Origin of the sequence: Olsenella sp. An293 (assembly GCF_002159495.1) — a bacterium.
GTDB lineage: Bacteria > Actinomycetota > Coriobacteriia > Coriobacteriales > Atopobiaceae > Thermophilibacter.
This window is the reverse complement of the sequence record NZ_NFIT01000009.1, coordinates 1-24,289: the sequence shown is the minus strand read 5'-3', so window position 1 is coordinate 24,289 and position 24,289 is coordinate 1. Positions and strand designations below refer to the sequence as shown.

Genomic DNA, 24,289 nt, shown 5'->3' with positions numbered 1-24,289 from the left:
TCCCAGTTCGTACATGCAGGAACGATGCGCAGCCATATGGCGACGCTGACGGCGCGTTCTCGTGCAGCTCGTGCGGATACCGGCTTGAGAGCTATGGACGGAGCTATATGAACGAAGCAGGGCTCATAACTGATTTCTGCTATTGCCCGTACTGCGGCGCGGAGGTTGAGAATGCGAATTATTGGTGACACCGAGCGCCGCGAGGTGGCGGCGAGGTTGCGCAGAGCGTGGGCCAATGTGCCTGATAGAAACCCGGTGAGGCATCATCTGCGCGTGCTGTACGAGATATACGCCGCGGTCGGACTCAACGATGATGGCGTTGACGCTATATACCTTTACGCCCGCCTCGCTGACCTCATCGACCCCGATACGACTACGGATACGACTAAATCGCCCGACCTTACGACTAAGTGCGACCGCGACGCGCTGCTGGCGCTGGCGGACGAGATGGACGAGCGAGCGCCCTACGGATGGTATAGCGGCGAGAGGGATTCGCTTAGGGATTACGCCCGCCGCATCCACGAGGCGTGCGGGGAGGTGGTCGAGTGATCGACTGGGATTTCGCGATTGACTGCGTCGTATCCATAATTTCCGTCATACTCGGCCTCTTCGTGACGGCGCTCGTGCTCTTCGGCATCGGCTCCCTCCTCGGAGTCGGAGACCTCCACAACACGTGGGGGGACAGCGTCGAGTTCTCTCAGCTCATGACGGGGCAGGAGCGCTTCTCGGAGCACGAGACCAACGTCGCCGGCCTCACCGTCGTGGTGGACCATGAGACCGGCGCCCAGTACCTGTGCGACGGGGACGGCATGACCGCCCTGCTCGACGTGGACGGCTCGCCGCTGCGCGTGCCGGAGGCGACGGACGATGGGGAGTAGGGAGAGCTGGCGCGGCCTCCTCGCCTTCTGCGCGCTCGCGCCCATCGTCGTGGCGGCGTCCGCCGTCGCGGCCGTCTCCACGTGGCTCGGGGGGAGGTGGTCCGATTGCTCCAGAGGTGCGTGACGCTGCTCGCGCAGATGCTCGTTGTGCTGCTCCTTCTGTGGGGCGTGCTCGAGGTGGCGGACCAGGTTGCCGCGCTGCTGTCCTGAGCTGGTAGAATGTCGAGAAGTCTAAAGCGGAGGTGGAGGGTTTGCGCGAGCCACGATTCGAGGACTACAGGGACGCCAGGGACTTCTTCGCGGCAGTCCGCGAGGCATCCCGCGAGGCGGAGCGCACCCGGCTCACGCTGCTCCAGATGGAGGCCCGCGAGGGGGCCCGCGCCCAGGCCTACGCAGAGCGCGTCTCCGTGGGCGGCGAGCGCGACCGCATGGCGCAGACCGACGCCCGCATTGACTACGAGGAGCGCATGCGCGAGCGCATCGATGAGGACTACGCCCTGCTCGACCTCGCGTGTCGCGCGCTCTACGGCGAGGACTCCGGCAAGGGAGGGCTCGACGTCCTCATGGGCTCGTCCGTGGCGGACTGCATGAGCTTCCGCTACGTCGACGCCCGCCCATGGGAGGAGGTCGCGGCGCTCACGGGATACTCCGCCAAGCAGTGCCAGCGGCTCTGCGCGGTCGGGCTCGACGCGTGCGACTTCTTCGGGTGGGCGAACCTCGTCGGCGGCGCCGGCGGGGCGGAGGGATAGGGCTAAGTGCATTTTGCGGCACACCCCATTAGAGAGCATGCCCCGGGCGGGTGACCGCTCGGGGCTTTTTTTGTGCCGCTCGCGGTAGATTCCCGCTTGCATTGTCACCAAAGGTGACATATAATGAGCTTGTCAGCGAGGAGGCAAGGGCCTCCCGGACACCGAGCCAAGGGGGCAAATCATGAGCAAGCTAATGAGGGATCTAGCGGAGAATGCGCGGAGTGAGAAGGACCGGAAGCTTTTCACATACATGGCGGATATGGCCGACGAGGCCGCCAAAGAGCTGGATGAGATGCCGGAATGGGTTAAGTCTTGCGCGGGCGCGATTCTGGAACGGATTCCGGTCTCCGTGAAAGTCGAGCACGACGGCCTCGAAGTCGAGAGCTGGATTAGCAAGCGCGGGAACGAGATGCATCTGGTCCACTGGGCGGACGGCACAAAGACGCAGTTCGAAGGCCCCCTGTGCAAGAACTATGTCAAGTGGGACCGATAATGCGAAGGAGATGCTTGGATGGCTAGAACGACCGCGAACTTCCGCGCCCTGCGCGAGACCATCGGGCTCACCCAGGGGGACGTCGCGGATGCGTGCGGGGTCTCCCTCCGCACGGTCAAGAGGTGGGAGCACCCGGACTGGCCGGAGCCTCCTGAGGACGCATGGGACTGGCTGCTCGACATGCACGACCGGCACGACGCGCTGGTCGACGAGGCCGTGGACAGGGCGCTCGCCATCGTGGGGGAGCGCGGGGAGCCCGCTGCGGTCGTGATCACCTACTACCGCGACCAGTCCCAGTACGACGCGCACGGTCGCGATCCCGGGCCATACGGATTCGCCAATGCCGTCGCCCGCGAGGTTGCTTTGGAACTTGGAGAAGAGGGCATAGAGGTCGAGTTCCGCTACCCGGACGAGGGCGCCATCAGCACGCCTGGCAGCAGGTACTAGCCGGGCAAGCAACGATAATTCGAGAGCCTCGGACGGTCCGCCGTTCGGGGCTTTTTTCATGCCGGCATGCCCGTGAGACGCCGAAAAACATGTCTCACTATGTCTCACCATGTCGCATCATGTCGCGGCCTTAGCGTGATATAAGTAGGGTGCGCACGAGCGCGAGACAGTCAGGGGCCGTCCTTCGGGGCGGCCCTTCGCGTGCGGGGAGGTGACGGGCGTGGCCGTGCAGATCCAGGCGAGCATCGACGCCGAGGCCTTCCGCAAGACGCTGCTCAAGAACGCCGAGCAGTGGCCGAAGGCGGCGGACTACACCATGCGCACCATGCGCCGCCGCGCCCCGGTCATCGTGGCACGCAACACGGCTCAGGTCTACAACATCGCGCAGAGCAGGCTCAACCCAAACAATAAGCGCGGGCACGGCACGCTGTCACTGTCCGGCGGCCTCACCACCTTCACCATGACCTACCGCGGCGCGCGCATCCCCATCACCGAGTTCAAGGGCATGAAGCCTCGCACCCCGCGCAAGCGACCGTACGTCATCACGGGTCAGGTGCTTAGGGGGTCGAGCGCAAAGATTGGTCACTGGTCGATGCCCGGCACCGAGGGCGGCAGGTACTCGGCGAAGTCGCCGTGGATGCTCGTGCCCGGCGTGCCCGGCCCGGTCATGCGCATGGGCTCCACGCTCGGCGGCACCATGCGCGCGCTCGCCGTGCCGCAGATGGTCGTGTCCATGAGGCACGACGAGCAGACGATCCAGGAGCTGCAGGACAAGATGATGGAGGAGCTGCAGCGCCAGCTCGCGAGGTTCGGCATATCGTGACGTTCTCGCGGGTCCTTTCGGCGAGGGGGTGGCCGGCGGGCTCGGCGACCGCAAAAATGAGCGATTTTCCGTCAGCATAAAATTAGACGTTAACTTCATCTCGGACTCCGGACGGGGGTGGTCCTCACGGGGGCGATGGTCGGAGGCAAGGCGCTCGCGGCCGTGCTCGGCATCACGCCGCCGCGCGTCTCGCAGCTGCGCAAGGACGGCATCCTCACCGCCGACGGACACCCTCTGCAGTACGACCTCGCCGAGAGCGTGCAGGCCTACATCGCCTACGTCCGCGAGACGTCGCGCGGCCAGTCCGCCGGTGACGAGGACGCCGAGCGAAAGAAGCTGCGCGCCGACGCCGACTACAAGGAGGCCAAGGCGCGGCAGGAGGAGCTGAGGCTCGCCGAGCTGGAGGGCCGGATGCACTCCGCCGAGGACGTCGAGGCCGCGACCGAGCAGCTTGTCTACTCGGTGCGCTCGATGCTCCTCGCCCTGCCCGGGCGCGTGGCCGTGGACGCCGCCGACAGGCCCGCCGCCGAGGTCTCCGAGGTGGTCCGCCGCGAGGTCTGCGCGGTGCTGGAGGACCTAGCGCAGTACCGCTACGACCCGAAGGCCTACGCAGCGATGGTGAGGGCGCGGAAGGGATGGTCGACTGACGATGAGGACGGGGAGGCAGAGGCTTGACGACCTGAACGCGACCCTCTCGCGGGCGGTCAGGGGCTTCCGTCCTCCTGAGTCCCTGACCGTCGACGAGTGGGCCGACAGGTACCGCCGCCTATCGCCGGAGTCCTCTGCCGAGGCCGGCCCGTGGCGCACGTCGCGCACGCCCTACCTCGCCGAGCCCATGCGCGCCTTCACCGACCCGCGCGTCCGCAAGGTCGTGATCGTGGCTGGCTCGCAGATAGGCAAGACCGAGTGCGAGCTGAACTGCCTCGCCTACCTCATCGACCAGGACCCCGGCACGGTCCTATTCGTCCAGCCCACGCTCGAGGACGCAAAGAAGTTCTCGCGCCTCCGCGTCGAGCCGATGATACGCGACTGCCCGCGCCTGCGCCGCAAGGTCCACGACGCCGAGCGCGGGCAGCGCGGCGCCAAGACGGTGCTCCAGAAGACCTTCCCCGGCGGCATGCTGATGATGACCGGCTCCAACGCGGCCTCCGCGCTCGCGTCCACGCCCGCGCGCTACATCATCGGCGACGAGAGGGACCGCTGGGCGGTCTCGGCGGGCCGCGAGGGCGACCCGTGGAAGCTCGCGGAGGCCCGACAGACCACGTTCTACAATGCCAAGGCCATCGAGGTCTCCACGCCGACCGTCCGGGGCGCGTCCAACATCGAGCGGGCCTACGCGGGCGGCACGCAGGAGCGGTGGGTCACCCGATGCCCGGAGTGCGGGGAGTGGCACGACATCGACTTCGACCACATCCGCTTCGACTTCGAGTCTGACAGGGTCAACGGCAGGAAGACCTACCGCCTCAAGGGCGAGCCCATGTGGCTGTGCCCGTCGTGCGGCTGCCTCGTCAGCGAGCGTCGCATGCGCGAGGCCCCGAGCCGCTGGCGCGCGGACAATCCGGGCGCCATCGACTCAGCCCACGTGCGCAGCTTCTGGCTCAACGCCTTCTGCTCGCCGTGGACGTCGTGGTCGCGCATTTGCCTCGACTTCCTCGAGGCCAAGGACGACCCGCAGCGACTGCAGGTCGTCTACAACACGCTCTTCGGGCGCCTCTGGGAGGACCGCGGCGATCTCGTCTCCGACGACGAGATGATGGCGCGCCGCGAGGACTACGGCACGCGCGAGGACGGCACGCCCGTGGAGCTGCCCGACGGCGCCATGGTCGTGACCATCGGCGTCGATACGCAGGACACGCGCCTGGAGTACGAGGTCGTGGGCCACGGGCGCTGGGGCGAGACGTGGGGCCTCGAGAAGGGCGTCATCATGGGGCGCCCGGACACGGACGAGGTGTGGGAGCGGCTCGACGGCGTCATCGACCACGTCTGGCGCCGCCGCGACGGCCGGGGCGTCCGCGCCTCCGTCACGTGCGTTGACTCGGGCGGCCACTACACGCAGGAGGTCTACGAGCGCTGCCGCCAGCGGCAGGCGTCCCGCGTCTTCGCCATCAAGGGCAAGGGCGGCGAGGGCGTGCCCTACACGGCGGTCCCGACCCGCGTGGCCATCCGCGACAAGAGGCGCACGTGCTGGCTCTACACCATCGGCGTCGACGCCGGCAAGGCCCAGATAATGAGCGGCCTCAAGGTGCAGGAGCCGGGCCCGCGCTACCAGCACTTCCCGCGCGGGCGCGGCTACGACGAGGCCTACTTCGCTGGGCTGCTCTCCGAGCGGCTCGTGCTCAGCAAGACCGGCACCGGCTCGCGCTGGCGCTGGGAGAAGATACCCGGCCACGAGCGCAACGAGGCGCTGGACTGCCGCAACTACGCGATGGCCGCATTGGAGATTCTCAACCCCGACTGGGACGCCATCGAGCGCTCTGCTGCCGGCAAGGCGGCGGACAAGGCGCCACGGGTGCGGCATCAGAGGAGAAGGACGCGGCAGCGCGCCGCAGACGAGTGGTAGGGGGTGCCCATGGCGTCCGTGACCGTCGTTAGGCGGCGCTTCGAGCGCAACGTCGAGAGGCTGGAGCTCTACTACGAGGCAGAGCGAGCCATCCTCGACGGCGCGCAGAGCTACACCATCGGGACGCGCACGCTCACGCGCGCCGACCTCGGCAAGGTGCAGGACATGATCGCGACGCTCGAGTCCAAGGTGGCCGAGGACGAGGCCACGCTCGCCGGCGGCTCCCGGCGCAAGTCGGTCGGCGTCTATCTGAGGGACTGGTAGGGGAGGCGCATGGCAAAGCACAGCAACGGCAGGCGCGCCCCCAAGCCCATCATGGGCGCGCCGCCGACACATCAGGCGTCGGGCTACTCGGACTCCGGCGCGTCCACCACGCGCCGCGCGCTCCGCGGCTTCACCCCCATCTCGGTGAGCCCGGCGCGCGACATCGACGACAACAACCTCACGCTCAGGCAGCGCTCGCGCGCGCTCTACATGGGCGCGCCCGTCGCGACCTCCGCCGTCCGCACCGTCCGCACGAACGTGGTCGGCACCGGCGTGGTGCCGAGGCCCCGACCCGACGCCGTCGCGCTCGGCATGACGCCCGAGCAGGCCGACGAGTGGGCCGACGCCGCCCGCCGCGAGTTCTCGCTGTGGGCGAGCGACCGGCGCTCGTGCGACGCGCAGGGCCTCAACGACTTCTGGGAGCTGCAGCAGCTCGTGGTGCAGTCGTGGCTCATGAGCGGCGACACCTTCGTCCTCGTCAGCCGCCACAAGGCGAGCGCCATGCGGCCCTACCAGCTGAGGCTGCGCGTGGTCGAGGCCGACCGCGTCTCGACGCCGTGGGAGGCTGGCTCGGGCGTCGGCTCCGTGGCGGCGCGAACGCTGCCGGCCGCCGTCACCACCGGGCGCAACTCGGATAATGGCAACTTCATCTACGACGGCGTGGAGGTCTCGCCCACCGGCGAGGTCGCGGCCTACTGGGTGTGCAACCACCACCCGTTCGAGGTGGGCGACGGACCGACCGAGTACCGGCGCGTGCCCGCCGTCGGCACCAAGACGGGGCTACCCAACGTGCTCCACGTCTTCGAGGCCGAGCGCCCCGACCAGTACCGCGGCGTGCCGTACCTCGCGCAGGCCATCGAGCCGCTGCTCCAGATGCGGCGCTACACCAACGCGGAGCTGGACGCCGCGGTCATCCAGGCGAGCTTCGCGGCCTTCGTCAAGACCGACGACCCGACCGACAACCCCTTCAACGAGGTCGGCGACGGCACGGGCGCCCCGGACGCCGACGAGAGCCGCGACGAGAACGAGTATGAGATCGGCCCCGGCACGGTGAACTTCATGCTGCCCGGCGAGGACGTGACCTTCGCCGACCCGAGCCGCCCCGCCTCCGGCTTCGACGCCTTCGTGACGTCCATGGCCACGCAGGTTGGCGCGGCGCTCGAGATTCCCGCCGACCTGCTGCTCAAGAAGTTCAACAGCAGCTACAGCGCGAGCCGCGCCGCCCTCATGGAGGCGTGGAAGGGCTTCCGCATGCGCCGCTCGTGGCTCGTGAACGACTTCTGCCGACCGGTCTGGGAGCTCTTCCTCTCCGAGGCGGTCGGGCAGGGCAGGCTCGCGGCCCCTGGCTTCTTCACCGACCCAGCCAAGAGGGCCGCGTGGCTCGGGTGCGAGTGGATCGGCCCGTCGCAGGGCCAGCTCGACCCGACCAAGGAGATCAACGCGGAGCTGGCGGCGGTCGGCGCGGGAATCACGACCCGCGAGGCCGCTGCGGTCCGCATCAACGGCAGCGACTGGGACGAGAACGTCGCGCGCCTCCGCCGCGAGAATCAGGCACTCTTCGACGCCCAGCCGACCGCAGAATCAGCCACACCAACGGAGGTGGTTCAGTGAGCATCTTCGCAAGCAGGCGGCGCGCCCGCCCGGTCGAGCCGCGCATCGCGGCCACCGATCTCGGGGGCGGCGACGCCGAGCTGGTCATGTACGGGGACGTCATGGCAGAGGACAGCCGCGACTGGTGGACGGGCGAGCCCGACGGGCGCCCCGCCGTCACGTCCGAGGCCCTCAACCGCGAGCTGGACAAGCTGCGCGGCGCCGAGCGCGTGACCGTGCGCCTCAACAGCTGCGGCGGCGACCTCTACACGGGTCTCGCCATCCACAGCGTGCTCAGGTCGCTCGACGCAGAGGTGACCGTCCGCGTCGAGGGCATCGCCGCATCCGCCGCGAGCGTCATCGCGTGCGCCGGCGACCGCGTGGTCGTGACCCCCGGCTCCATCCTCATGGTCCACGAGGGGGCGCTCGGCCTCATGGGCTACTACACCGGGGCCGACCTCCGCGCGCTCGTGGCCGACATGGACGCCGGCGTGCGGGCCATGCTCGGCGTCTACGCTGCCAAGACCGGCAGGCCCGAGGACGAGCTGCGCGAGATGGTCGAGGCCGAGACGTGGATGGTCGGGCAGGAGATCGTGGACGCCGGCTTCGCCGACGTGCTCGAGGACGCCGGCCAGGACTGCGGGGAGCCCGCCGTCGAGGACGAGGGGGGCGGCGAGGTGATGGTCGCGGGCGTGCTCCACGACCTCTCGCGCTTCCGCCACGTCCCCGACCTCGCGGCCCGCGTCTCCGCGAGCGCCAATCACACCGAGCAGACACCGGGGGAGCCGTCCCCCGTGTCCGATATGTCAGAGCCGCCACGTGCGGCAGAAGAGGAAGGGGAGACGTTCATGAACATCTCCGAGCTGCGCGAGCAGCACCCTGACCTCGTGGCCGAGATCGAGGCGGCCGCTCGCCAGTCCGAGCGCGACCGCCTCGCGGCAATCGACGAGGTCGCGGACGGCCTGCCTGCGGACATGGTCCGCGAGGCCAAGTACGGCGAGCACCCCATGGGCGCCGAGCAGCTGGCCATCGCGGCCCTGCGCGCCCAGAGCGCCGAGAGGTCCGCACGGGCCGATGCCGACCGCGCCGCCGCGGCGCGCTACCTCGCGGACGCCCAGTCCGACGCCGAGGAGTCCGGCACCGACGAGGTCGAGCCCGACCCCACCGGCGGCGAGGGCGAGGACACCGAGGAGGAGCAGGCCAAGAAGGAAGTCCAGCAGTGCGCGCAGCTCCGCGCGCAGATGAGGGGAGGCCGCTAGTGGCACGACTCGACCAGACCGTCGGCACCGCCGACTACAACGACATCTTCGCGGCGGCGACCCCGACCGCGCACGTGACCACCGTCAAGGTCCAGGGCAACCAGGTCGACGGCGACAACGAGACGCTGCACCGCGGAACCGTGCTCGTCGGCACCCCCGGAGGCACGCTCAAGCCAATCGAGGCAGCGGTCGGCATCACGGCGTCCGGCACCGGCGCCATCACCGTGTCCGCGCCGACCGTCGTGGTCCTCGCCGAGGACGTCGACGTCGCCAATGGCGTCGACAGCAAGGCACAGGCCTACAAGACCGGCAACTTCCGCTTCGAGGCATTGCTTACCGACCCGGACTACACCCTGACCGCCGCCGACCTGGACTACATGCGCACGCATGGAATCCTCGTCTCCGACTCCCTCTAGGAAGGAGGAAGCACATGGCTCTTGACATCTATAGCACCGCGCGGCTCATCATGGCCGTGGAGGGCATCAACCCCAAGCCCTCCTTCCTGCGCGACCGCTACTTCCCGACCAACGCCGGTGACATCTTCAACACCGAGAAGGTGCTCGTCGAGTACAAGGACGGCGACCGCCGCCTCGCGCCCTTCGTGACGCCCTACGAGAACGGCTTCCCCGTGACGCGCCGCGCCGTCGAGATGGCCGAGTACCTGCCGCCCACCATCGCGCCCAAGCGCCCGATGACCATCGACGACATCACCAAGCGCGGCTTCGGCGAGGCTCTCTTCGGCACCATGAGCCCGCAGCAGCGCGCCCAGATGCTCGCGATGGACGACCTCGAGGACCTCGACGCCATGATCGCGCGCCGCGAGGAGGCCATGGCCGCCGAGACCATGCTCGACTCCGGCTGCAAGATGGTGGAGCTCGCCGACGACAAGGAGGTCGGCGTGGCCAACGAGGTGCGCTTCTACAGCGAGGGCGCCAACCCCTACGCCGTCAGCATCACCACCAAGTGGGACGCCGATGGCGCCGACATCCTCGGCGACATGGCCGACATGGTCCTCAAGCTCACCCAGGCGGGCCTCCCCGCTCAGGACTTCGTGTGCGCCCCGGACGTCGCCGACGCCATCGTCAACGACGAGACCGTCCAGAAGCTCCTCGACAACCGTCGCTACGACCTCGGGCAGGTCGCGCCGACGCTGGAGGCGCCGGGCGCGTCCGTCGTGTGCGTGCTCAACGTCCGCGGCCACGCCATCAACGTCATCTCCTACGACGAGACCTACGTCGACGCCGAGGGCGAGGCCGCGAGCTACATCCCCTCGGGCTGCGGCGTCATGACCGCGCCGAACTCGGGCCGCACCCTCTACGGCGCGGTCTCCCAGATCGAGCAGGCCGACGGCAACTTCCACACCTACGCCCGCGCCCGCGTGCCCAAGTACGTGGCTGACGCAGACGGCAACGTCCGCACCCTCACGCTGACGGCCCGCCCGCTGCTCGTGCCGAACAACAAGGGCTGCTGGGTCAGCGCCAAGTCCCTGCTCACCGACTAGGCGAGCCGGCAGAAGGAGGACGCATGATTCGCGCCACAAAGCACGACCTGCTCTGGTTCGACGGGCGCCGGCGCCGCACCATGCGGCCCGGCGAGGCCTTCGAGGCCGACCGCGCGCTCGAGGCCCGGTGGGTGGCCGAGGGCGTGGCCGAGTACGTGGACGGCGGCGCCCCCGCCACCGCTCCCGCCGAGGCCGCGCCCGACGCGGAGCCCGCCTCCGACCTCTCCGAGATGACCCGCGCCGAGCTGGCCGAGGTCGCGGAGGGTCTGGGCGTCCCCGTGGGACGCAAGACCAAGGCGCAGCTCGTCGCCGCCATCGAGGAGGCCGAGGCCGCGCCCGACCTCTCCGCCGCCGAGGTGGAGTAGGTGGGCTTCAAGGAGACGGTCGGGGAGGACCGCGAGCGCGTCTTCCTCGACCTCGCCGAGTTCGCGGGCGAGCACGACGTGGACGGCGCGACCGTCGCGTGCGTCATCGACCAGGTGGAGCGCGGGGACCGCGACCTCGACTCGGGCGTGCCGTCCGACGAGGCCCGCCTCTTCGCCCGCACCGAGGACCTGCCGCGGCGCAGGCGCCCCGGCGAGACCGTCTCCGTGGACGGGCGCTCGTACGCCGTGCTCGCGTGGCGCGACGAGATGGGCGTGACCGAGATAGACCTCGCGAGGGGGTGGTAGCGCGTGGCCGTGGTGCAGGACGTCCAGTGCGTCATGGACTGGCTGGCCGACGAGGTCTGCCCCAAGGTCACCCTCAAGGCCGTGCCCGAGGACTGGCGCGACGAGGACGGGAGCCGCTACGACTACCAGCTCGTCCACCCGGTGGTCCACGGCATGTACTGGCCGACCGGCCCGCAGATGGTCGCGCCGCCCTACCTCTTCAGCCACCCCGGCGTGCTCGTGCAGGTGACCGACGGCGAGGACTCGATAGCCGAGCGCACCGAGTCGCTCACCGTCCGGCTCCACCTCAGCGCGTGGAACCCCGGTCTCCACGGCCGCGACGTGTGGGAGCCGTCCCCCGACGGCGGCTTCGTGCGGCGCGAGGCCGACGAGTTCGCGCCGTCGTACGACGACGGCTGGCGAGACGCGTGGAGCTTCGTGGACGTGGTCGTGCGCGAGCTGCGCAACGCCCGCGACGTCCACGGCCTCGCCGTCGACCGCTCGCAGCCGGTCCGGTTCGGCCCGTACTCAGAGCAGGGCAGCATCCCCGACCTCTACCCCTTCTGGTTCGCGTGGGTCGAGGTCGCGCTCTACCGGGGGCAGGCGTCCCCGACGTTCCTTCAGGACTACCTCTAGACAATCGCACATAGGAGGTGCGCATGGCAGACTACCTGCACGGCGCATACGGCCACCTGGGCGACTCCATCGTCCAGCGGGTCGTGGCGTCCGAGACGGTGCCGGTCTATTTCGGCACGGCTCCTGTCGGCCTCGTGCGCGGCTATGGGGAGGCGGACGTGGTCAACGCGCCCGTGCGCATCTCCTCGCTCGCCGACGCGCGTGCCAAGTTCGGCTACAGCCCCGACTTCGAGAGCTTCACCCTCTGCGAGGCAATCGCCGCCCACTTCGACGCCGACGAGGACGGCGTGGGCCCCATCTACGTCGTGAACGTGCTCGACCCGGCCACCCACAAGGTGTCCTCGGCCACCGAGAAGGACGTGTCCTTCGTGGCCGGCCGCGCCGAGGTCGCCACCGACACGGCGGTCCTCGACACCGTGGCCGTCAAGGACTCCACCGGTTCCACGACCTACGCCGAGGGCACGGACTACGCGCTCGACTACAACGTGAACACGAACACGATCGTCATCACCGCCACCGAGGGCGGCTCCATTGACGACGGCGAGGCCAAGGTCACCTACACCGAGATGGACCCCTCCGCCGTCGACGCCGATGACATCGTCGGCATGGTTACCTCGGACGGCCAGTACTCCGGCATCGCCGCGCTGCCCCTGCTCTGGCAGGAGCAGTTCGTGGTACCGAACCTGCTCGCCGCCCCGGGCTGGTCCCACGAGAAGAAGGTCTACGACGCCCTCGTGGACGCCTCTCAGGCCATCAACGGCCACTGGGACGCCATGGTCGTGGCCGACCTGCCGCTCGTGGACGCCGAGAGCCAGATGGTCGACACCATCGCCAAGGCCCTCGCAGCCAAGGAGGAGCTGAACTACTCGTCCGAGCGCTCCGTGGTGTGCTGGCCCATGGCCGAGGACGCCGACGGCAGGCGCTTCCACGTCTCCACGCTCTTCGTGGCCGCATCGCAGCGCATCGACCAGGAGCACGACGGCGTGCCCTTCGAGAGCCCGTCGAACAAGGCCGTGCCGGTCGTGAAGCAGTTCTTCGGCGACAACGCCAAGAACCGCGGCTTCGACCAGCAGTCCGCGAACCAGCTCAACGTCAAGGGCGTCACGTCCGTCATCGGCTGGGCGGGCGAGTGGGTGCTCTGGGGCCCGCACACCGCGGCCTTCGACAACGACAATCCGTCGGTCGACGCGCGCGCGTACTTCGCGACGAACATGCGGATGCTCTTCCACATCACGAACTCCTTCCAGCTCGAGTGGGGCCCCGAGATCGACTCGCCCATGACGCGCGCCCTCAAGGACCGCATCGTCAACCGAGAGCAGGAGAAGCTCGACCAGCTCGTGACCATCGGCGCGCTCATCGGCAAGCCCACGGTCGAGTTCCGCGAGGAGGAGAACCCGACCGACCAGCTCATGCGCGGCGACTTCGTCTGGAACGCCGAGGCGACGCCGACGCCGCCGCTCAAGAGCGCCACGGTCTACGTCAGCTACACCGACGCGGGCTTCTCCGCGTACTTCGAGGGGGGTGAGGCGTGATGGCAGGATGGGTCGACATCCCCGGCGCGGTCGCCGGCACCACCGTCTACGTGGACGGCTCGCTCGTCGCGCGAAACGCCACGGTGACGCTGCCCGAGATCGCCTTCACCACCGTCGAGCTGTCTGCCGGCGGAACCGTCGAGGCGCCAGTCCCCGGCCTAGTCGACGCCATGGAGGCGACCGTCACCGTCGGCAACCCCGACGAGTCCCTCGCCGAGCTGTGCGCCCCCGGCTCCCACGAGGTGGAGGTCCGCTGGGCCCAGCAGGTCGTGGACCGCGAGGGCAACTCCAAGATGGCGGGCTACAAGGCCTTCCTCCGAGCCTACGGCAAGACCGTCCCGGGCGTCTCGCTCGAGGTCGGCAGCGCCGGCGAGAACGAGGCCACGCTCGGCTGCACGCGCTACCGACTCGTCAAGGACGGCGCGGAGGTGCTGGTCGTGGACCAGCTCAACGGCATCTTCACCTTCGCCGGCGTCGACTACTCCGGCGGCGCCGAGCAGCTGCTCTAGCCACACGCGCCCGCGGGAGGCGAGGTCGACGGGCGCCGTGAGGCCCGTGCGGGGCGGTAGACGCGCAACGCCGCCCATCTTCGCTCACACGAAAGGGAGGACAAGTTGGAGACCATCGAGCTGAGAAGGCCGCTGCTCGTCAACGGCAAGAAGCTGACCGAGCTGCCCTGCGACATGGACGCCATCGGCCCGGACGAGTTCATCCGCGCCGAGGCGCTGGCGAACGCCAAGCGCAACAACGAGGGCTCGCCGTCGAGCATGTCCGAGATCGACTACGGATTCCACATCTACCTCGGCTTCGAGGGCATCATGGCCGCCGACCAGTCCATCGACATCGCGGACCTCGAGCGCATCCGCGGCGTGGACCTCGTGAGGATCGCGGGCATCGGCCGTTTTTTCGCGCTCGGTGCGGATGGGGACTCGACGGAAAGCGACTCCGACGAGCCATCCGAGAGTACTGCCACGAGTACAACTGCAGCCCCTTCGAAGTAGCCCGGCGCCCGCTCGTCGACTTCCTCCGCGACTACAACGAGGCCGTGGAGGACGAGCGGGAGCGCGCCGAGCGCATGAAGAGGGAGATGGCCAGGTCGCGCCAGAAGTTCGGGCGTGTGAAGTAGAGGGCATCGAGCAATAGGAGAGAGAGGGGGTGGGAGCATGGCAAAGGGCAAGACCATGGAGGCGGTCATCTCGCTCGTCGGCAAGGTCGACAAGTCGCTGTCGAAGGCCATCGACGACGTCGAGAAGAAGGTCTCGCGCCTCTCGAAGATGAGCGGCTTCGGCAGCGCCATGAGCAAGGCGGGCTCAGCTGCCGCAAAGGGCATCGCCGTGGCGGCGGGCGCCGCCGCGAGTGCCGCCACCGCCATCGGCGGCGCCGCGCTCAGCAGCTACGCCGAGTACGAGCAGCTGGTCGGCGGCGTGGACACGCTCTTCAAGGAAAGCTCCGCGCAGGTCCAGCAGTACGCCGCCGAGGCGTACAAGACCGCAGGCGTCTCCGCGAACACCTACATGGAGCAGGCGACGGCCTTCTCGGCGAGCCTCATCCAGTCGCTCGGCGGCGACACGCAGGCGGCGGCGAGCTACGCGGACCTCGCCATCAAGGACATGAGCGACAACGCCAACAAGATGGGCACGAACATCGAGTCCATCCAGCAGACGTACCAGTCCCTCATGCGAGGGAACTACGCGATGCTGGACAACCTTAAACTGGGTAGACATAAACAAGCCGCAATTGCCCAGTATAAACCTCGTGAATTCGGTGAAACTCTGCAGCTAGCTGCATAGTAGCAGACAATACCGAGCGAAGCTCAAGAGCACCCACAGAATCTGATAAAATTAAGCCAGTAAAAGCGTGGTTAGGAGCGCTATGGCCTGGCGAAAGGTTCTCGGGTTTGACTCATACTCCGTCAGCGACGTCGGAGAGGTGCGGAACGACAAGACGGGGAAGCCTAAAGCGCCGACGCTCAACAAGAGCAACGGGTACCTCTACGTCGATCTCTACAAAGGGAACAAGAGGACGAAGAAGCCCGTGCACAGATTGGTGGCCGAAGCTTTCCTGGACAATCCAGAAAACAAGAGGACGGTAGACCACGTCAACGGGTGTCGGACGGACAATTCCGTGGGCAACCTGAGATGGGCGACGTTCTCAGAGAACAACTCCCGGTTCAACACGACTGGGACGAGAAGCGAACGCATAGCAGTCTTTCACTATGCCGAGAAGCGCAAGATGCGCGGCGGCGGCCATGAGAGCTGGCTGGGCGTTGACGAGGTTCTCAACTTCGAGAGCATCACGGCGGCGGCCGATCACTTCGGAGTGACCATCGCCAACATCTCCCTGATGCTCAAGCATGGGGGGATAGGAAGGCGCGGCAAGATGCGCGGCTACCGCTTCGAGTATCTGGGAAATGGTCGATCCACACATGGGAACGCGTAACGACTACCGAAAGGGCGCCCATCGAGGGCGGAACCGAGTAGGGTAGGGCCAAGCGGCCCGAAGCGCGAGGGACCGTCGTACGACGGCCAAGAGATAGTCTGACCTGCACGGCGACGTGCAGCAGCCCAGAGGTCATGGGCGGCGGTGGACTAGCGACCCACCGTGAACATTGTGTATGGCGGCACCAAGTCCGAGCTCGAGCGCCTCGTCAAGGACGCGTCCGAGCTCACCGGGCAGGCACTCGACCCTGCCAAGTTCTCCGACGTCATCACGGCCATCCACGCCGTGCAGGAGAACATGGGCATCACGGGGACCACGGCGCTCGAGGCGGCGACCACCATCGAGGGCTCCGTGAACACCATGAAGGCCGCGTGGTCGAACTGGCTCACCGGCCTGGGCACCGAGGGCGCCGACATGGGCGCCCTGACCGACCAGCTTCTCGAGTCCATAGGCAACGTCGCCAACAACGTCGGGCCGGTCGTGCAGCGCATCGCCTCGTCGCTCGCTAGCTCGCTTCCCGGGGCACTCTCCGGCGCGCTGTCCTCCGTCGGCCCGGTGCTCGCCCAGGCGCTCGCCGGCGTCCTCAACACGGCGGGCGGCGCCCTCGGGCTGGACCTCGGCATCGACGCCGGCGGCATCATCTCGACGGTGCAGTCCATCGCGGGCGCGCTCGGTCCCGTGGTGCAGGGCATCGGGTCGGTCTTCCAGCAGGTGTTCCCGTCCATCCAGTCCGGCATCAGCGGGCTGGTGAGCTCCGTCGGCCCTGCCGTGCAGATCCTCAGCACGAGTCTCGGCCCGGCGCTGAGCAACCTCGCCACCTCGGTCATGCCGCCGCTCATGAGCGCGATCTCCGGCATCCTGCCGCTCCTCGCGTCCATCGCGAACGCCATCCTTCCGCCCATCATCAACTTCCTGACGCCCATCATCTCGATCGTCACGCAGATCGCCTCGGCGGTCATCCCGCCGCTCACGGCGGCGATTCAGGCGCTGACGCCGGTCATCCAGTTCATCATCACGGCGGTCATGACCCTGTCGAGCGTCTTCTCGGGCGTCTCGGGCATCATATCGATCGTCCAGGGCGGCATCACGGGCCTCATAGCGCCCATCACGAGCGCCATCAGCAGCTTCCAGAGCTTCATGAGCGCGGGAAGCGGCCTGTCCGGCGTCATGAGCGCGATAGGCGCGGCCATCTCCGGCGTCTGCGGGTTCATCAGCAACCTCATCGGCCTGGCCGGTCAGGCGGCGTCCGCAATCGCGAGCATCGGCGGCGGCATCCTCGGCGGCATCGGGTCGTTCCTCGGCTTCGCCAAGGGCGGCTTCACCAACGGCCCCTACATCGCCGGCGAGGACCCGCGCTACCCGAACGAGGCGGTCATCAGCTTCAACCCGGCCTACCGCGCGCAGAACCTGCGCTACTGGCAGATGGCTGGACACATGCTCGGCGCCTACTCGGCGTCGGCGGCGCCCGTCACCGCGGCCGCGTCAGGCGGAGGCGGGACGGTCATCGACCTCTCCGGCATGACCTACTCGCCAAAGGTCGAGGTGCGCGGCAACGCGAGCAGGGACGATATCGTGGCGGCCCTGCGCCAGTCGCAGGCCGAGTTCGGGGACTTCCTCCAGGAGGTCCTGGCCGGCCAGGCGGAGGTGGCCTATGCCTAGCAGCGTGACCGTGGTCGGCCACAGGTCGTACACCTGCCGCGCGGGCGAGTCCTTCGACCTGCTCGCCGGTCAGGCCTACGGCTACGAGACGATGGCCGACGTCATCGTCGCGGCAAACCCAGACCTCGCCGACGTGCTGCTATTCGACGGCGGCGAGGTCATCGACCTGCCAATCGTCGAGCGCGTCGAGACGCCCGACACGCTGCCGCCCTGGAGGCGGTAGCCCATGGCCTTCAAGGTGCTCTATCAGGGGGTCGACATCTACCCCAAGGTGAGTGTGGGCCGCTGCTGGGTGGACGGGCGCGCGTGGGGCGCGATGGACTCGCTCACCATGGACTTCGGCGACACCCGCAACCTCTGGGACCGCTGGAACCCGCAGGTGGGCGACGAGATCGCGGTCGAGGACGGCGCGGCCCGGTCGGGGACGATGTACGTCTCCTCGGTCGTGCCGCAGTCCAGCCGATTCACCGTCACCGCCTACGCGGCGCCGCAGGGCGCCCGCGAGCGACGCTCCAAGAGCTGGGAGCGCGTCCGCCTCTCGCAGCTCATCGCCGAGGTGGCCGACCGCCACGGCATGAGCTACGAGACGTATGGCGTGGAGGACCACGAGTACTCCTACGTCGAGCAGGACAACGAGAGCGACCTCGCCTTCCTCGACCGCCGTCTCACCTACGAGGGCGCGGGCCTCATCGTCTACGACGGGAGGCTCGTGGCCTACTCCGGCGAGTGGCTGGAGGCGCAGGGCGCGACGGGAGAGCTATCCGTCACGCCCGGCGTGGACTACGAGTTCCGCGACGACTCGGCGCGCTCATACGGCGCTTGCACCGTCACGGACGGCACCACGTCGGCCACGTGGTCGGCGGGGGAGGGCAAGACCCTCGTGCGCGTCGTGCCCGAGCGCATCGGCAGCGTCGGAGAGGCGGAGCGCTGGGCCAAGGGACTCCTGCGCGCGGCGAACCGCGAGGCGGTGCGCATGGTCGTCAGGACCGACTCGATGCTGCGAGGCTACGCGGCCGGCTCGGTCGTGGACCTGAGCGCGTCCGCGGCGGCGAGCTGGGACGGCCCGGCGGTGGTCTCGCGCATCCGCCACGACTACTACGACAGCAGGTGCAAGGTGTGGCTGACCAAGCCGCTCGGCTACTAGGGGGTGCGCATGGCTGAGGTCAGGCCCTTCTTCAAGGCCAAGATCTCGACGCTGGAGGGCAGCGACCGCAACGGCGACCCCGACAGGGCGCGCGTGCTGCCGCTCGTGGCAGACGGCGTGGTGACGCGCCCGCTCGCGCTGCACTGGTCGGTCCGCGGCGGCATGTGCCCGCTCGCGGTCGGCGACCTCGTGTGGTGCGCCCGCTCCGAGGACGGGGACGGCATCGTGCTCTCCCGCGCCGACGGCGAGTGGGCGGGATTCGTCCCGGGAGCCGTGACCGTGGAGGGCCAGCTCACCGGGCAGGCGGGCGGCACGTTCGCGGCAGACGTCACGGCGGCCGGCATATCCGCGACCGGGCACACGCACACGGCGCCGCACGGCGAGACGAGCGGCCCGCACTAGGGAGGTGAGCGCCCATGGCCACACAGGCCGAGTGGAACGGATTCACGTGGGGCGTCGCCCCGGGCTGCGTGCGGCCCATCAAGCAGCTCGACTCGAACCGCTCGGTGTCGGTCGAGCGCAACGAGGACAAGGAGGGCGAGCCCGCCACCCAGACGGTCGCGATGGACCTCATGACGCTCGACCTGAGCTACACCGCGGCGCTCTCCGCGACCGGCCGCGACCCGCGCGACGAGTACGGGGAGTGGTGGCGAAACGTCTCCGTCTACGCGCCCTTCTATCTCAACGGACGCCGGTTCATGGCCGACCTCTTCATGCTCAAGAGCGCGGCGCCGTCGGACATCCTGCTCGGACCCGACGGCCAGTGGCTCAGCGCCACCATCACGCTCAGCTTCGAGGAGTACGCCGAGGACGAGAGCGGCCTCAAGCTCGACAAGCGCGAGATTGCGGGCCTCACGCCGGGCGTCATGACGCAGACCGTGGCCACCGCGGTGTCCGTGGGGCCGAGCGACGCGCAGAGGCAGGGCAAGATGCCCTCGAACCCGGGGATGTGATCGCGATGCTCTCGACAGGCAACTCCGCGCCGCAGGTGTGCGCGCTCAACCTCCTGCGCACCTTCCGCGGCGAGGTGCCCTACGCGAGGACCAAGGGCATCGACCGCTCGCTCATCGACATCCCCGCCACCAAGTCGTGGCGCGTGGACGCCGACGCGGAGTGGGTCATAGACAGCTACGAGCCGCGCGTGACGCTCGACGAGGTGCGCATGGCCGCGTCGGCCGACGCGGGCGCCGCGGGCGACCTCTCAGCGGTCGCGATGCTCACGGACAGACAGGGGGTGGCAAGTGGCTGACGGTGCGACCGACACCTACGACGAGGCGCTGAACCTCGTCGACGTGGACAGCCAGACCATCTACACGGACGTGGTCACGTCGCTCGAGTCCGGCGTGGGGGAGCCGCTCTACCCGGGCGACGAGCGGCGCATCTTCGCCGAGGCGCTCGTGGCGGTCCTCGTGGCCTACGCGAGCAAGGCGAACGACGCGAGCCGCCAGACGCTGCTGCGCCACGCGCGCGGGCAGGTGCTCGACGCCATCGGCGAGCGCCTGGGCGTGGAGCGCATCGACGCGACCCCGGCGACGACAACGGTCAAGTTCGAGCTGTCCGCGGCGCAGGGCCACGCCATCACCATCCCGGCCATGACGCGCGTGACCTCCGACGGCAGCATCTACTTCGCGACCGACGAGCCGTGCGTCATCGCCTCGGGCGAGACGGTCGGCACGGTCACGGCGAGCTGCACGGAGGCCGGCTCGGCGGGCAACGGGTTGCTACCCGGCACGCTGACCACGCTGGTTGACCTCCAGCCCTACGTGGCCACCGTGACCAACACGACGCCGACCGACGGCGGGGACGACGGCGAGCCCTACACCGCCGACGGCGACGAGCGCCTCCGCGAGCGCATCCGCCTCGCGCCGAACGCCCTCAGCGTGGCCGGCCCGGAGCAGGCCTACGTCTACTGGGCGATGACCGCCGACCCGAGCATCGTGGACGTGGCGGCGTTCTCTGACGAGTTCGACGACACGATCGCGTGCGAGGTACACGACGGCATGGCGTTCGTCGGCGGCGACCTGCTCGACCCGGAGACCTTGCTCACCGTCGAGGGCCAGTCCACCGGATTCACGTACGCCTACGAGGACAGCCTTCTGACCATCACGCTGTCCGAGACGGACGCCGTCAAGGAGTCCGTGGACGTGGTGGTCCACCGCAAGATGGACGGGCGCGTCAAGGTCGTGCCGCTCATGGAGGGCGGCGCGCTGCCCGACGAGGGCACGCTTGAGGCGGTCGCGGCCGCCGTCAGCGACTCGACCATCCGGCCCATGACCGACGTGGTGACCGTCGAGGCGCCGACGCCCGTGGACTACACCATCTCGCTCAGGTACTGGGCGACCATCGACGACGAGGCCGCGGTCGTTGAGGCCGTGGAGGGCCCGGGCGGAGCCATCGACCGCTACGTGGCAGACCAGAGCGCCAAGCTAGGGCGCGACATAGAGCCGGACGTGCTCAAGACCTACGTCATGCAGGCGGGCGCCCTGCGCTGCGACGTGACGGCGCCGACCCGCACCGCCGTGAGCGGCCTCCAGGTCGCGCGCCTCACCGGCTCGCCGACCGTGACCCACGAGGTCGAGACCCAGGCGGGGTGGTCCGATTGAGGCTCGGCGACATCGAGTTCGTGAGGCTGCTGCCCACGTGGATGCGCGGCGACCTCGCTGACGTCGCGCTCGCGCAGGGCGTGGACGAGGTCATCCGCGACCTCGCGCCGCAGGTGGCCGTGCTCAGCGTCTGGGACTGCCTAGACCAGCTCCCCGACGCCTACCTCGACGAGCTGGCGTGGGCGCTCGACGTGCGCTGGTACGACTCGGGGGCCTCGCACGACACCAAGGTGGACCTCGTGCGGAACTCCGACCGGGTCCACCAGAAGCTCGGCACGGTCGGCGCCGTCGAGAGCGTCGTCTCGAGCTACTTCGGCGCGGGCCGCGTCATGGAGTGGCCCGACTACGACGGCCAGCCGCACCACTTCAAGGTCTTCACGACCGACCCGTCGGCGGTCGGCGAGAACCTGCCGCGCTTCCTCGACATGCTGCGCAAGGTCAAGCGCCTCTCCTCCGTCTTCGACGGCGTGATGATCGGCCTGACCGGGGAGCAGACGGCGCGGCACGGCATGGTCACCAAGATAACGTCCCGCGAGACGATCGAGCTGGGGGTGACTCCTTGAGCGACTTCGCTGACAACCACATCACCAACCTGGGCACGGCGCTGCTCGCCCGCGTCATGGCGGGCGAGGGCGGGCTGACCTTCACCCGCATCGTGCTAGGCGACGGCAACATGCCGTCCTCGCAGTCGCCGGCCACCATGACCGACGTCGTGAGCCCGAGGGCGCAGGCGTCCATCACCAAGGCCGTCGTGAGCGACGGCCAGACCGCCGTGGTCGGCGCCCGCTTCACCAACGAGGAGCAGGACGAGGCCTTCACGTGGCGCGAGCTGGGACTCTACGCCAAGGTGGGCGGGGACGCCGACGACGTCCTCTACTCCTACGGCTACACGCCGGAGGGCGAGCTGATACCCGCGGGCACGGCCTCGGGCACGCTCGTGGAGAAGCTGGTGGACGTCGTGACCTACGTCGGCGACGCCGCCGAGGTCACCGCCATCTTCGACCCGGACTTCATCCCGCAGGTCTCCCGCATCGAGGAGACGGCCATCGAGGCCATGTGGGAGCAGGGCGAGGTCGACCCGACCACGGGCAAGTCCGCCCAGTACCTCGACCGCCCGGGCCTCTCGCAGCTCGTCCACGACATCGCGGACGCCATCGCGGGCGCCGGGCCGACCGTCACGGCCGACGAGGTCACCGTCTCCATGACGGCGGAGGGAGTGCTCTCCATCAAGGCGTCCGGCGTGGGAACCGCGCAGCTCGCCGACTTCTCCGTGACCGAGGCGAAGCTCGCCGACGGCGCGGTCACGACCGGGAAGCTCGCGGACAAGTCCGTGACGGCCGAGAAGCTCGCCGACGGCGCCATCACCATCGAGCAGCTCGACAAGTCGAGCATCACGCCGTCCGCCATCGGCGCGGCGGCCGCCGAGCACGTCCACGACGCCGCCGACGTCACGTCCGGCACGCTGCCCGTGGAGCGCGGCGGCACGGGAGTGACGACCGACGACGCGCTCTTCCAGAAGGTCGTGAGCTCGCACTACCCGACCAACGAGGAACTGCTGGCCTATCTCGGCCTGAGCTAGGGGGGTGCTCACTTTGGTCACATCAGACATGCCCGTGAGCTGCGGGAACCTAGCCGCCGTCGTGCAAAATCTGACGGGGGGGGGCTGGCTCGATAGCTGACCTCGTCTACCCGGTCGGCGCCATCTACCTGAGCACGTCGGCCACGAGCCCGCAGACGCTCTTCGGCGGGACGTGGCAGCAGATTCAGGGCCGCTTCCTGCTCTGCGCTGGCGGCGGGTACGCGGCCGGCTCCACCGGGGGCGAGGCGAGCCACGCGCTGACGGTGGACGAGATGCCGGCTCACGACCACAGCGGGACGATTTCGGTCGGGCCAGTTGGAGATTCAACTCATGCCACCAACCTGAGATACGTCGCGGGCACGTTTAACGACCCAATCAGAAGCGCAAGCACGTCGCTGCCGTCTCAGGGCGGAGGCGCCGCGCACAACAACATGCCGCCCTACCTCGCAGTGTACGCGTGGAAGAGGACGGCGTAGGAGGTAGGTGTCTATGGCACTGACGGGAACTGAGCCGGTGAGCGCCGATAACCTTGCGGCGGCGCTCGACGCCGGTGGCGGCGCGTCCGACACAGGCGGCAAGCCGGTGAGCGTTGACAACCTCGCGGCGGCGCTGGAGGCCAAGGAGGCGTCCTCGAGCATCGCCATCCTCTACGAGGGGCCTGCGGTCACCGAGGCAACCCTCTCGCGGAGCGCGAACGACTACGACCTGCTCATGGTCGACGTCTTCAGTGTGTACGGGGGAGTGCCGTACTACAGCATGCTGGTGCAGTCCAAGTACGCGGGCAACAGCCCGGAGTACTACGTCGGCGGAATGTACTACTACAAGAAGAACCCGCCTGGAAACGTCGGCAACGAAACATCGACGCAAGCGAAGCTCTCCTCAGACGGAATGACCCTGACGATTGACTGGAACCAGGACAAGGTCCAGCGCGTCATAGGGATGAATCTCAAGCTACAGGGGTGATGAAGGTGGCACTCACGGGAAGCGAGCCGCTCAGCGCGGCTGGCCTCGCTGCGGCGCTCGACGTCGCGGGGGGGGGTCTCGGGGACCGGTAGCAAGCCGGTGAGCGTGGACAATCTCAAGACCGTGCTGGAGAGACAGGTCGCGACCGTCATCTACAAGGGAGCGGCAAAAAGCTACGTGACACTGTCCCGGAGCTTCAACGACTTCGACTTCGTCATGGTCAGGTTCCAGACCGGGAACACCATATGGAACGGCAGGGGCTTCGCGATCGTGAGCTCGAAGGTCAAGGTCCAGTATTCGGACCCGTACGAGTCCATGCCTGGAGCCATCTACGACACCATGGGCACCACGGCTAGGTACTCCACGGACCTCGCATCTTCGGTGGTTGACGCAAAGCCGTCGAGCAACGGGATGGCACTGACCCTGAATGTCACAACCGACCTCGTGCTCGGCATAAAGCTGCCATCGTAAGCATCGAAAGCAAGGAGGCATCCATGATCGTAATCGCCAACGGGGGGGG

Annotated in this window: 32 protein-coding genes; all 32 read left to right on the top strand. The window is 68.5% G+C overall.

Annotation, left to right across the window (positions count from 1 at the left end):
- Positions 1 to 273 precede the first annotated feature (273 nt).
- The 32 genes from B5F85_RS06960 (at position 274) to B5F85_RS06805 (ending at position 24,240) form a co-directional block, all read left to right on the top strand.
- Complete coding sequence (locus B5F85_RS06960) at positions 274 to 549, top strand: hypothetical protein (RefSeq protein ID WP_143786148.1); 276 nt, start codon at positions 274 to 276, stop codon at positions 547 to 549.
- On the top strand, positions 546 to 878 hold the full coding sequence (locus B5F85_RS06955; protein ID WP_087315748.1) for a DUF6440 family protein: 333 nt from the start codon (positions 546 to 548) through the stop codon (positions 876 to 878). Before B5F85_RS06960 ends, B5F85_RS06955 begins: the two co-directional genes overlap by 4 nt.
- 251 nt (positions 879 to 1,129) lie before the next feature.
- Positions 1,130 to 1,627 carry a hypothetical protein gene (locus B5F85_RS06950; RefSeq protein WP_087315746.1) on the top strand — a complete coding sequence of 166 codons (498 nt, stop codon included), beginning with the start codon at positions 1,130 to 1,132 and terminating at the stop codon, positions 1,625 to 1,627.
- A gap of 181 nt (positions 1,628 to 1,808) precedes the next feature.
- Positions 1,809 to 2,120, top strand: a complete 312-nt coding sequence (locus tag B5F85_RS06945; RefSeq protein ID WP_087315744.1) for a hypothetical protein — start codon at positions 1,809 to 1,811, stop codon at positions 2,118 to 2,120.
- A gap of 18 nt (positions 2,121 to 2,138) precedes the next feature.
- A complete protein-coding gene (locus B5F85_RS06940; RefSeq protein WP_087315742.1) occupies positions 2,139 to 2,567 on the top strand; it encodes a helix-turn-helix transcriptional regulator in 429 nt (142 codons plus the stop codon).
- A gap of 220 nt (positions 2,568 to 2,787) precedes the next feature.
- On the top strand, positions 2,788 to 3,390 hold the full coding sequence (locus tag B5F85_RS06935) for a hypothetical protein (protein WP_087315740.1): 603 nt from the start codon (positions 2,788 to 2,790) through the stop codon (positions 3,388 to 3,390).
- Positions 3,391 to 3,525: 135 nt separating this feature from the next.
- Positions 3,526 to 4,065, top strand: a complete 540-nt coding sequence (locus B5F85_RS06930) for a hypothetical protein (RefSeq protein ID WP_087315738.1) — start codon at positions 3,526 to 3,528, stop codon at positions 4,063 to 4,065.
- Positions 4,040 to 5,950 (top strand): phage terminase large subunit family protein, encoded by a 1,911-nt coding sequence (locus tag B5F85_RS06925; RefSeq protein WP_087315737.1) that lies wholly within the window; start codon positions 4,040 to 4,042, stop codon positions 5,948 to 5,950. The genes B5F85_RS06930 and B5F85_RS06925 overlap by 26 nt, the downstream gene beginning before the upstream one ends.
- Positions 5,951 to 5,959: 9 nt before the next feature.
- The gene (locus B5F85_RS06920; RefSeq protein ID WP_087315735.1) at positions 5,960 to 6,214 is read left to right on the top strand and encodes a DUF6148 family protein; all 255 of its coding nucleotides are present in this window, start codon (positions 5,960 to 5,962) and stop codon (positions 6,212 to 6,214) included.
- A 9-nt stretch (positions 6,215 to 6,223) separates the two neighbouring features.
- Positions 6,224 to 7,825, top strand: coding sequence for a phage portal protein (locus tag B5F85_RS06915; protein WP_239386752.1), 1,602 nt, complete (start codon positions 6,224 to 6,226; stop codon positions 7,823 to 7,825).
- Positions 7,822 to 9,063 carry a head maturation protease, ClpP-related gene (locus tag B5F85_RS06910; protein ID WP_087315733.1) on the top strand — a complete coding sequence of 414 codons (1,242 nt, stop codon included), beginning with the start codon at positions 7,822 to 7,824 and terminating at the stop codon, positions 9,061 to 9,063. The genes B5F85_RS06915 and B5F85_RS06910 overlap by 4 nt, the downstream gene beginning before the upstream one ends.
- A complete protein-coding gene (locus tag B5F85_RS06905; protein ID WP_087315731.1) occupies positions 9,063 to 9,479 on the top strand; it encodes a hypothetical protein in 417 nt (138 codons plus the stop codon). The genes B5F85_RS06910 and B5F85_RS06905 overlap by 1 nt, the downstream gene beginning before the upstream one ends.
- A 14-nt stretch (positions 9,480 to 9,493) precedes the next feature.
- Positions 9,494 to 10,564 carry a major capsid protein gene (locus B5F85_RS06900; protein WP_087315729.1) on the top strand — a complete coding sequence of 357 codons (1,071 nt, stop codon included), beginning with the start codon at positions 9,494 to 9,496 and terminating at the stop codon, positions 10,562 to 10,564.
- 23 nt (positions 10,565 to 10,587) lie between these two features.
- Positions 10,588 to 10,929, top strand: coding sequence for a Rho termination factor N-terminal domain-containing protein (locus B5F85_RS06895; RefSeq protein WP_087315727.1), 342 nt, complete (start codon positions 10,588 to 10,590; stop codon positions 10,927 to 10,929).
- The gene (locus tag B5F85_RS06890; RefSeq protein ID WP_087315725.1) at positions 10,930 to 11,235 is read left to right on the top strand and encodes a hypothetical protein; all 306 of its coding nucleotides are present in this window, start codon (positions 10,930 to 10,932) and stop codon (positions 11,233 to 11,235) included.
- Positions 11,236 to 11,238: 3 nt separating this feature from the next.
- Positions 11,239 to 11,850, top strand: coding sequence for a hypothetical protein (locus B5F85_RS06885; protein ID WP_087315723.1), 612 nt, complete (start codon positions 11,239 to 11,241; stop codon positions 11,848 to 11,850).
- Between the two features lie 23 nt (positions 11,851 to 11,873).
- On the top strand, positions 11,874 to 13,382 hold the full coding sequence (locus B5F85_RS06880; protein WP_087315721.1) for a phage tail sheath protein: 1,509 nt from the start codon (positions 11,874 to 11,876) through the stop codon (positions 13,380 to 13,382).
- Positions 13,382 to 13,891 (top strand): phage major tail tube protein, encoded by a 510-nt coding sequence (locus B5F85_RS06875; protein WP_087315719.1) that lies wholly within the window; start codon positions 13,382 to 13,384, stop codon positions 13,889 to 13,891. Before B5F85_RS06880 ends, B5F85_RS06875 begins: the two co-directional genes overlap by 1 nt.
- Before the next feature lie 105 nt (positions 13,892 to 13,996).
- Complete coding sequence (locus B5F85_RS06870; RefSeq protein WP_087315717.1) at positions 13,997 to 14,383, top strand: hypothetical protein; 387 nt, start codon at positions 13,997 to 13,999, stop codon at positions 14,381 to 14,383.
- A 162-nt stretch (positions 14,384 to 14,545) separates the two neighbouring features.
- Complete coding sequence (locus B5F85_RS10785) at positions 14,546 to 15,172, top strand: hypothetical protein (protein WP_087315715.1); 627 nt, start codon at positions 14,546 to 14,548, stop codon at positions 15,170 to 15,172.
- 82 nt (positions 15,173 to 15,254) lie between these two features.
- Positions 15,255 to 15,821, top strand: coding sequence for an NUMOD4 domain-containing protein (locus B5F85_RS06860; protein ID WP_087315713.1), 567 nt, complete (start codon positions 15,255 to 15,257; stop codon positions 15,819 to 15,821).
- A 162-nt stretch (positions 15,822 to 15,983) separates the two neighbouring features.
- Positions 15,984 to 17,480 (top strand): hypothetical protein, encoded by a 1,497-nt coding sequence (locus B5F85_RS06855; RefSeq protein ID WP_087315711.1) that lies wholly within the window; start codon positions 15,984 to 15,986, stop codon positions 17,478 to 17,480.
- Entirely contained in the window at positions 17,473 to 17,703 is a 231-nt protein-coding gene (locus B5F85_RS06850) for a hypothetical protein (protein ID WP_087315709.1), read from the top strand. Before B5F85_RS06855 ends, B5F85_RS06850 begins: the two co-directional genes overlap by 8 nt.
- Positions 17,704 to 17,706: 3 nt before the next feature.
- Positions 17,707 to 18,624, top strand: a complete 918-nt coding sequence (locus B5F85_RS06845; protein ID WP_087315707.1) for a hypothetical protein — start codon at positions 17,707 to 17,709, stop codon at positions 18,622 to 18,624.
- A 9-nt stretch (positions 18,625 to 18,633) separates the two neighbouring features.
- Positions 18,634 to 19,026 carry a hypothetical protein gene (locus tag B5F85_RS06840; protein ID WP_087315705.1) on the top strand — a complete coding sequence of 131 codons (393 nt, stop codon included), beginning with the start codon at positions 18,634 to 18,636 and terminating at the stop codon, positions 19,024 to 19,026.
- A 14-nt stretch (positions 19,027 to 19,040) separates the two neighbouring features.
- Entirely contained in the window at positions 19,041 to 19,577 is a 537-nt protein-coding gene (locus B5F85_RS06835) for a hypothetical protein (RefSeq protein ID WP_087315703.1), read from the top strand.
- A gap of 5 nt (positions 19,578 to 19,582) precedes the next feature.
- Complete coding sequence (locus B5F85_RS06830) at positions 19,583 to 19,873, top strand: early E1A protein (RefSeq protein ID WP_204204667.1); 291 nt, start codon at positions 19,583 to 19,585, stop codon at positions 19,871 to 19,873.
- Positions 19,866 to 21,227 (top strand): baseplate J/gp47 family protein, encoded by a 1,362-nt coding sequence (locus tag B5F85_RS06825; protein ID WP_087315701.1) that lies wholly within the window; start codon positions 19,866 to 19,868, stop codon positions 21,225 to 21,227. Before B5F85_RS06830 ends, B5F85_RS06825 begins: the two co-directional genes overlap by 8 nt.
- Positions 21,224 to 21,790 (top strand): phage tail protein I, encoded by a 567-nt coding sequence (locus B5F85_RS06820; RefSeq protein WP_087315699.1) that lies wholly within the window; start codon positions 21,224 to 21,226, stop codon positions 21,788 to 21,790. The genes B5F85_RS06825 and B5F85_RS06820 overlap by 4 nt, the downstream gene beginning before the upstream one ends.
- Positions 21,787 to 22,806 carry a phage tail protein gene (locus B5F85_RS06815; protein ID WP_087315697.1) on the top strand — a complete coding sequence of 340 codons (1,020 nt, stop codon included), beginning with the start codon at positions 21,787 to 21,789 and terminating at the stop codon, positions 22,804 to 22,806. Before B5F85_RS06820 ends, B5F85_RS06815 begins: the two co-directional genes overlap by 4 nt.
- Before the next feature lie 489 nt (positions 22,807 to 23,295).
- Positions 23,296 to 23,769: a hypothetical protein gene (locus B5F85_RS06810; protein ID WP_087315695.1), complete on the top strand. Its 474-nt coding sequence runs from the start codon at positions 23,296 to 23,298 to the stop codon at positions 23,767 to 23,769.
- 105 nt (positions 23,770 to 23,874) lie between these two features.
- Complete coding sequence (locus B5F85_RS06805) at positions 23,875 to 24,240, top strand: hypothetical protein (RefSeq protein WP_087315693.1); 366 nt, start codon at positions 23,875 to 23,877, stop codon at positions 24,238 to 24,240.
- The last annotated feature ends 49 nt before the right edge of the window (positions 24,241 to 24,289 follow it).

Bases quoted from the DNA above. Each gene is read 5' to 3' on its own strand.
- B5F85_RS06945 (WP_087315744.1), top strand. From the start codon at position 1,809: ATGAGCAAGCTAATGAGGGATCTAGCGGAGAATGCGCGGAGTGAGAAG.
- B5F85_RS06940 (WP_087315742.1), top strand. From the start codon at position 2,139: ATGGCTAGAACGACCGCGAACTTCCGCGCCCTGCGCGAGACCATCGGG.
- B5F85_RS06930 (WP_087315738.1), top strand. From the start codon at position 3,526: ATGGTCGGAGGCAAGGCGCTCGCGGCCGTGCTCGGCATCACGCCGCCG.
- B5F85_RS06925 (WP_087315737.1), top strand. From the start codon at position 4,040: ATGAGGACGGGGAGGCAGAGGCTTGACGACCTGAACGCGACCCTCTCG.
- B5F85_RS06920 (WP_087315735.1), top strand. From the start codon at position 5,960: ATGGCGTCCGTGACCGTCGTTAGGCGGCGCTTCGAGCGCAACGTCGAG.
- B5F85_RS06915 (WP_239386752.1), top strand. From the start codon at position 6,224: ATGGCAAAGCACAGCAACGGCAGGCGCGCCCCCAAGCCCATCATGGGC.
- B5F85_RS06900 (WP_087315729.1), top strand. From the start codon at position 9,494: ATGGCTCTTGACATCTATAGCACCGCGCGGCTCATCATGGCCGTGGAG.
- B5F85_RS06895 (WP_087315727.1), top strand. From the start codon at position 10,588: ATGATTCGCGCCACAAAGCACGACCTGCTCTGGTTCGACGGGCGCCGG.
- B5F85_RS06880 (WP_087315721.1), top strand. From the start codon at position 11,874: ATGGCAGACTACCTGCACGGCGCATACGGCCACCTGGGCGACTCCATC.
- B5F85_RS06875 (WP_087315719.1), top strand. From the start codon at position 13,382: ATGGCAGGATGGGTCGACATCCCCGGCGCGGTCGCCGGCACCACCGTC.
- B5F85_RS10785 (WP_087315715.1), top strand. From the start codon at position 14,546: ATGGCAAAGGGCAAGACCATGGAGGCGGTCATCTCGCTCGTCGGCAAG.
- B5F85_RS06860 (WP_087315713.1), top strand. From the start codon at position 15,255: ATGGCCTGGCGAAAGGTTCTCGGGTTTGACTCATACTCCGTCAGCGAC.
- B5F85_RS06850 (WP_087315709.1), top strand. From the start codon at position 17,473: ATGCCTAGCAGCGTGACCGTGGTCGGCCACAGGTCGTACACCTGCCGC.
- B5F85_RS06845 (WP_087315707.1), top strand. From the start codon at position 17,707: ATGGCCTTCAAGGTGCTCTATCAGGGGGTCGACATCTACCCCAAGGTG.
- B5F85_RS06840 (WP_087315705.1), top strand. From the start codon at position 18,634: ATGGCTGAGGTCAGGCCCTTCTTCAAGGCCAAGATCTCGACGCTGGAG.
- B5F85_RS06835 (WP_087315703.1), top strand. From the start codon at position 19,041: ATGGCCACACAGGCCGAGTGGAACGGATTCACGTGGGGCGTCGCCCCG.
- B5F85_RS06830 (WP_204204667.1), top strand. From the start codon at position 19,583: ATGCTCTCGACAGGCAACTCCGCGCCGCAGGTGTGCGCGCTCAACCTC.
- B5F85_RS06810 (WP_087315695.1), top strand. From the start codon at position 23,296: ATGGCACTGACGGGAACTGAGCCGGTGAGCGCCGATAACCTTGCGGCG.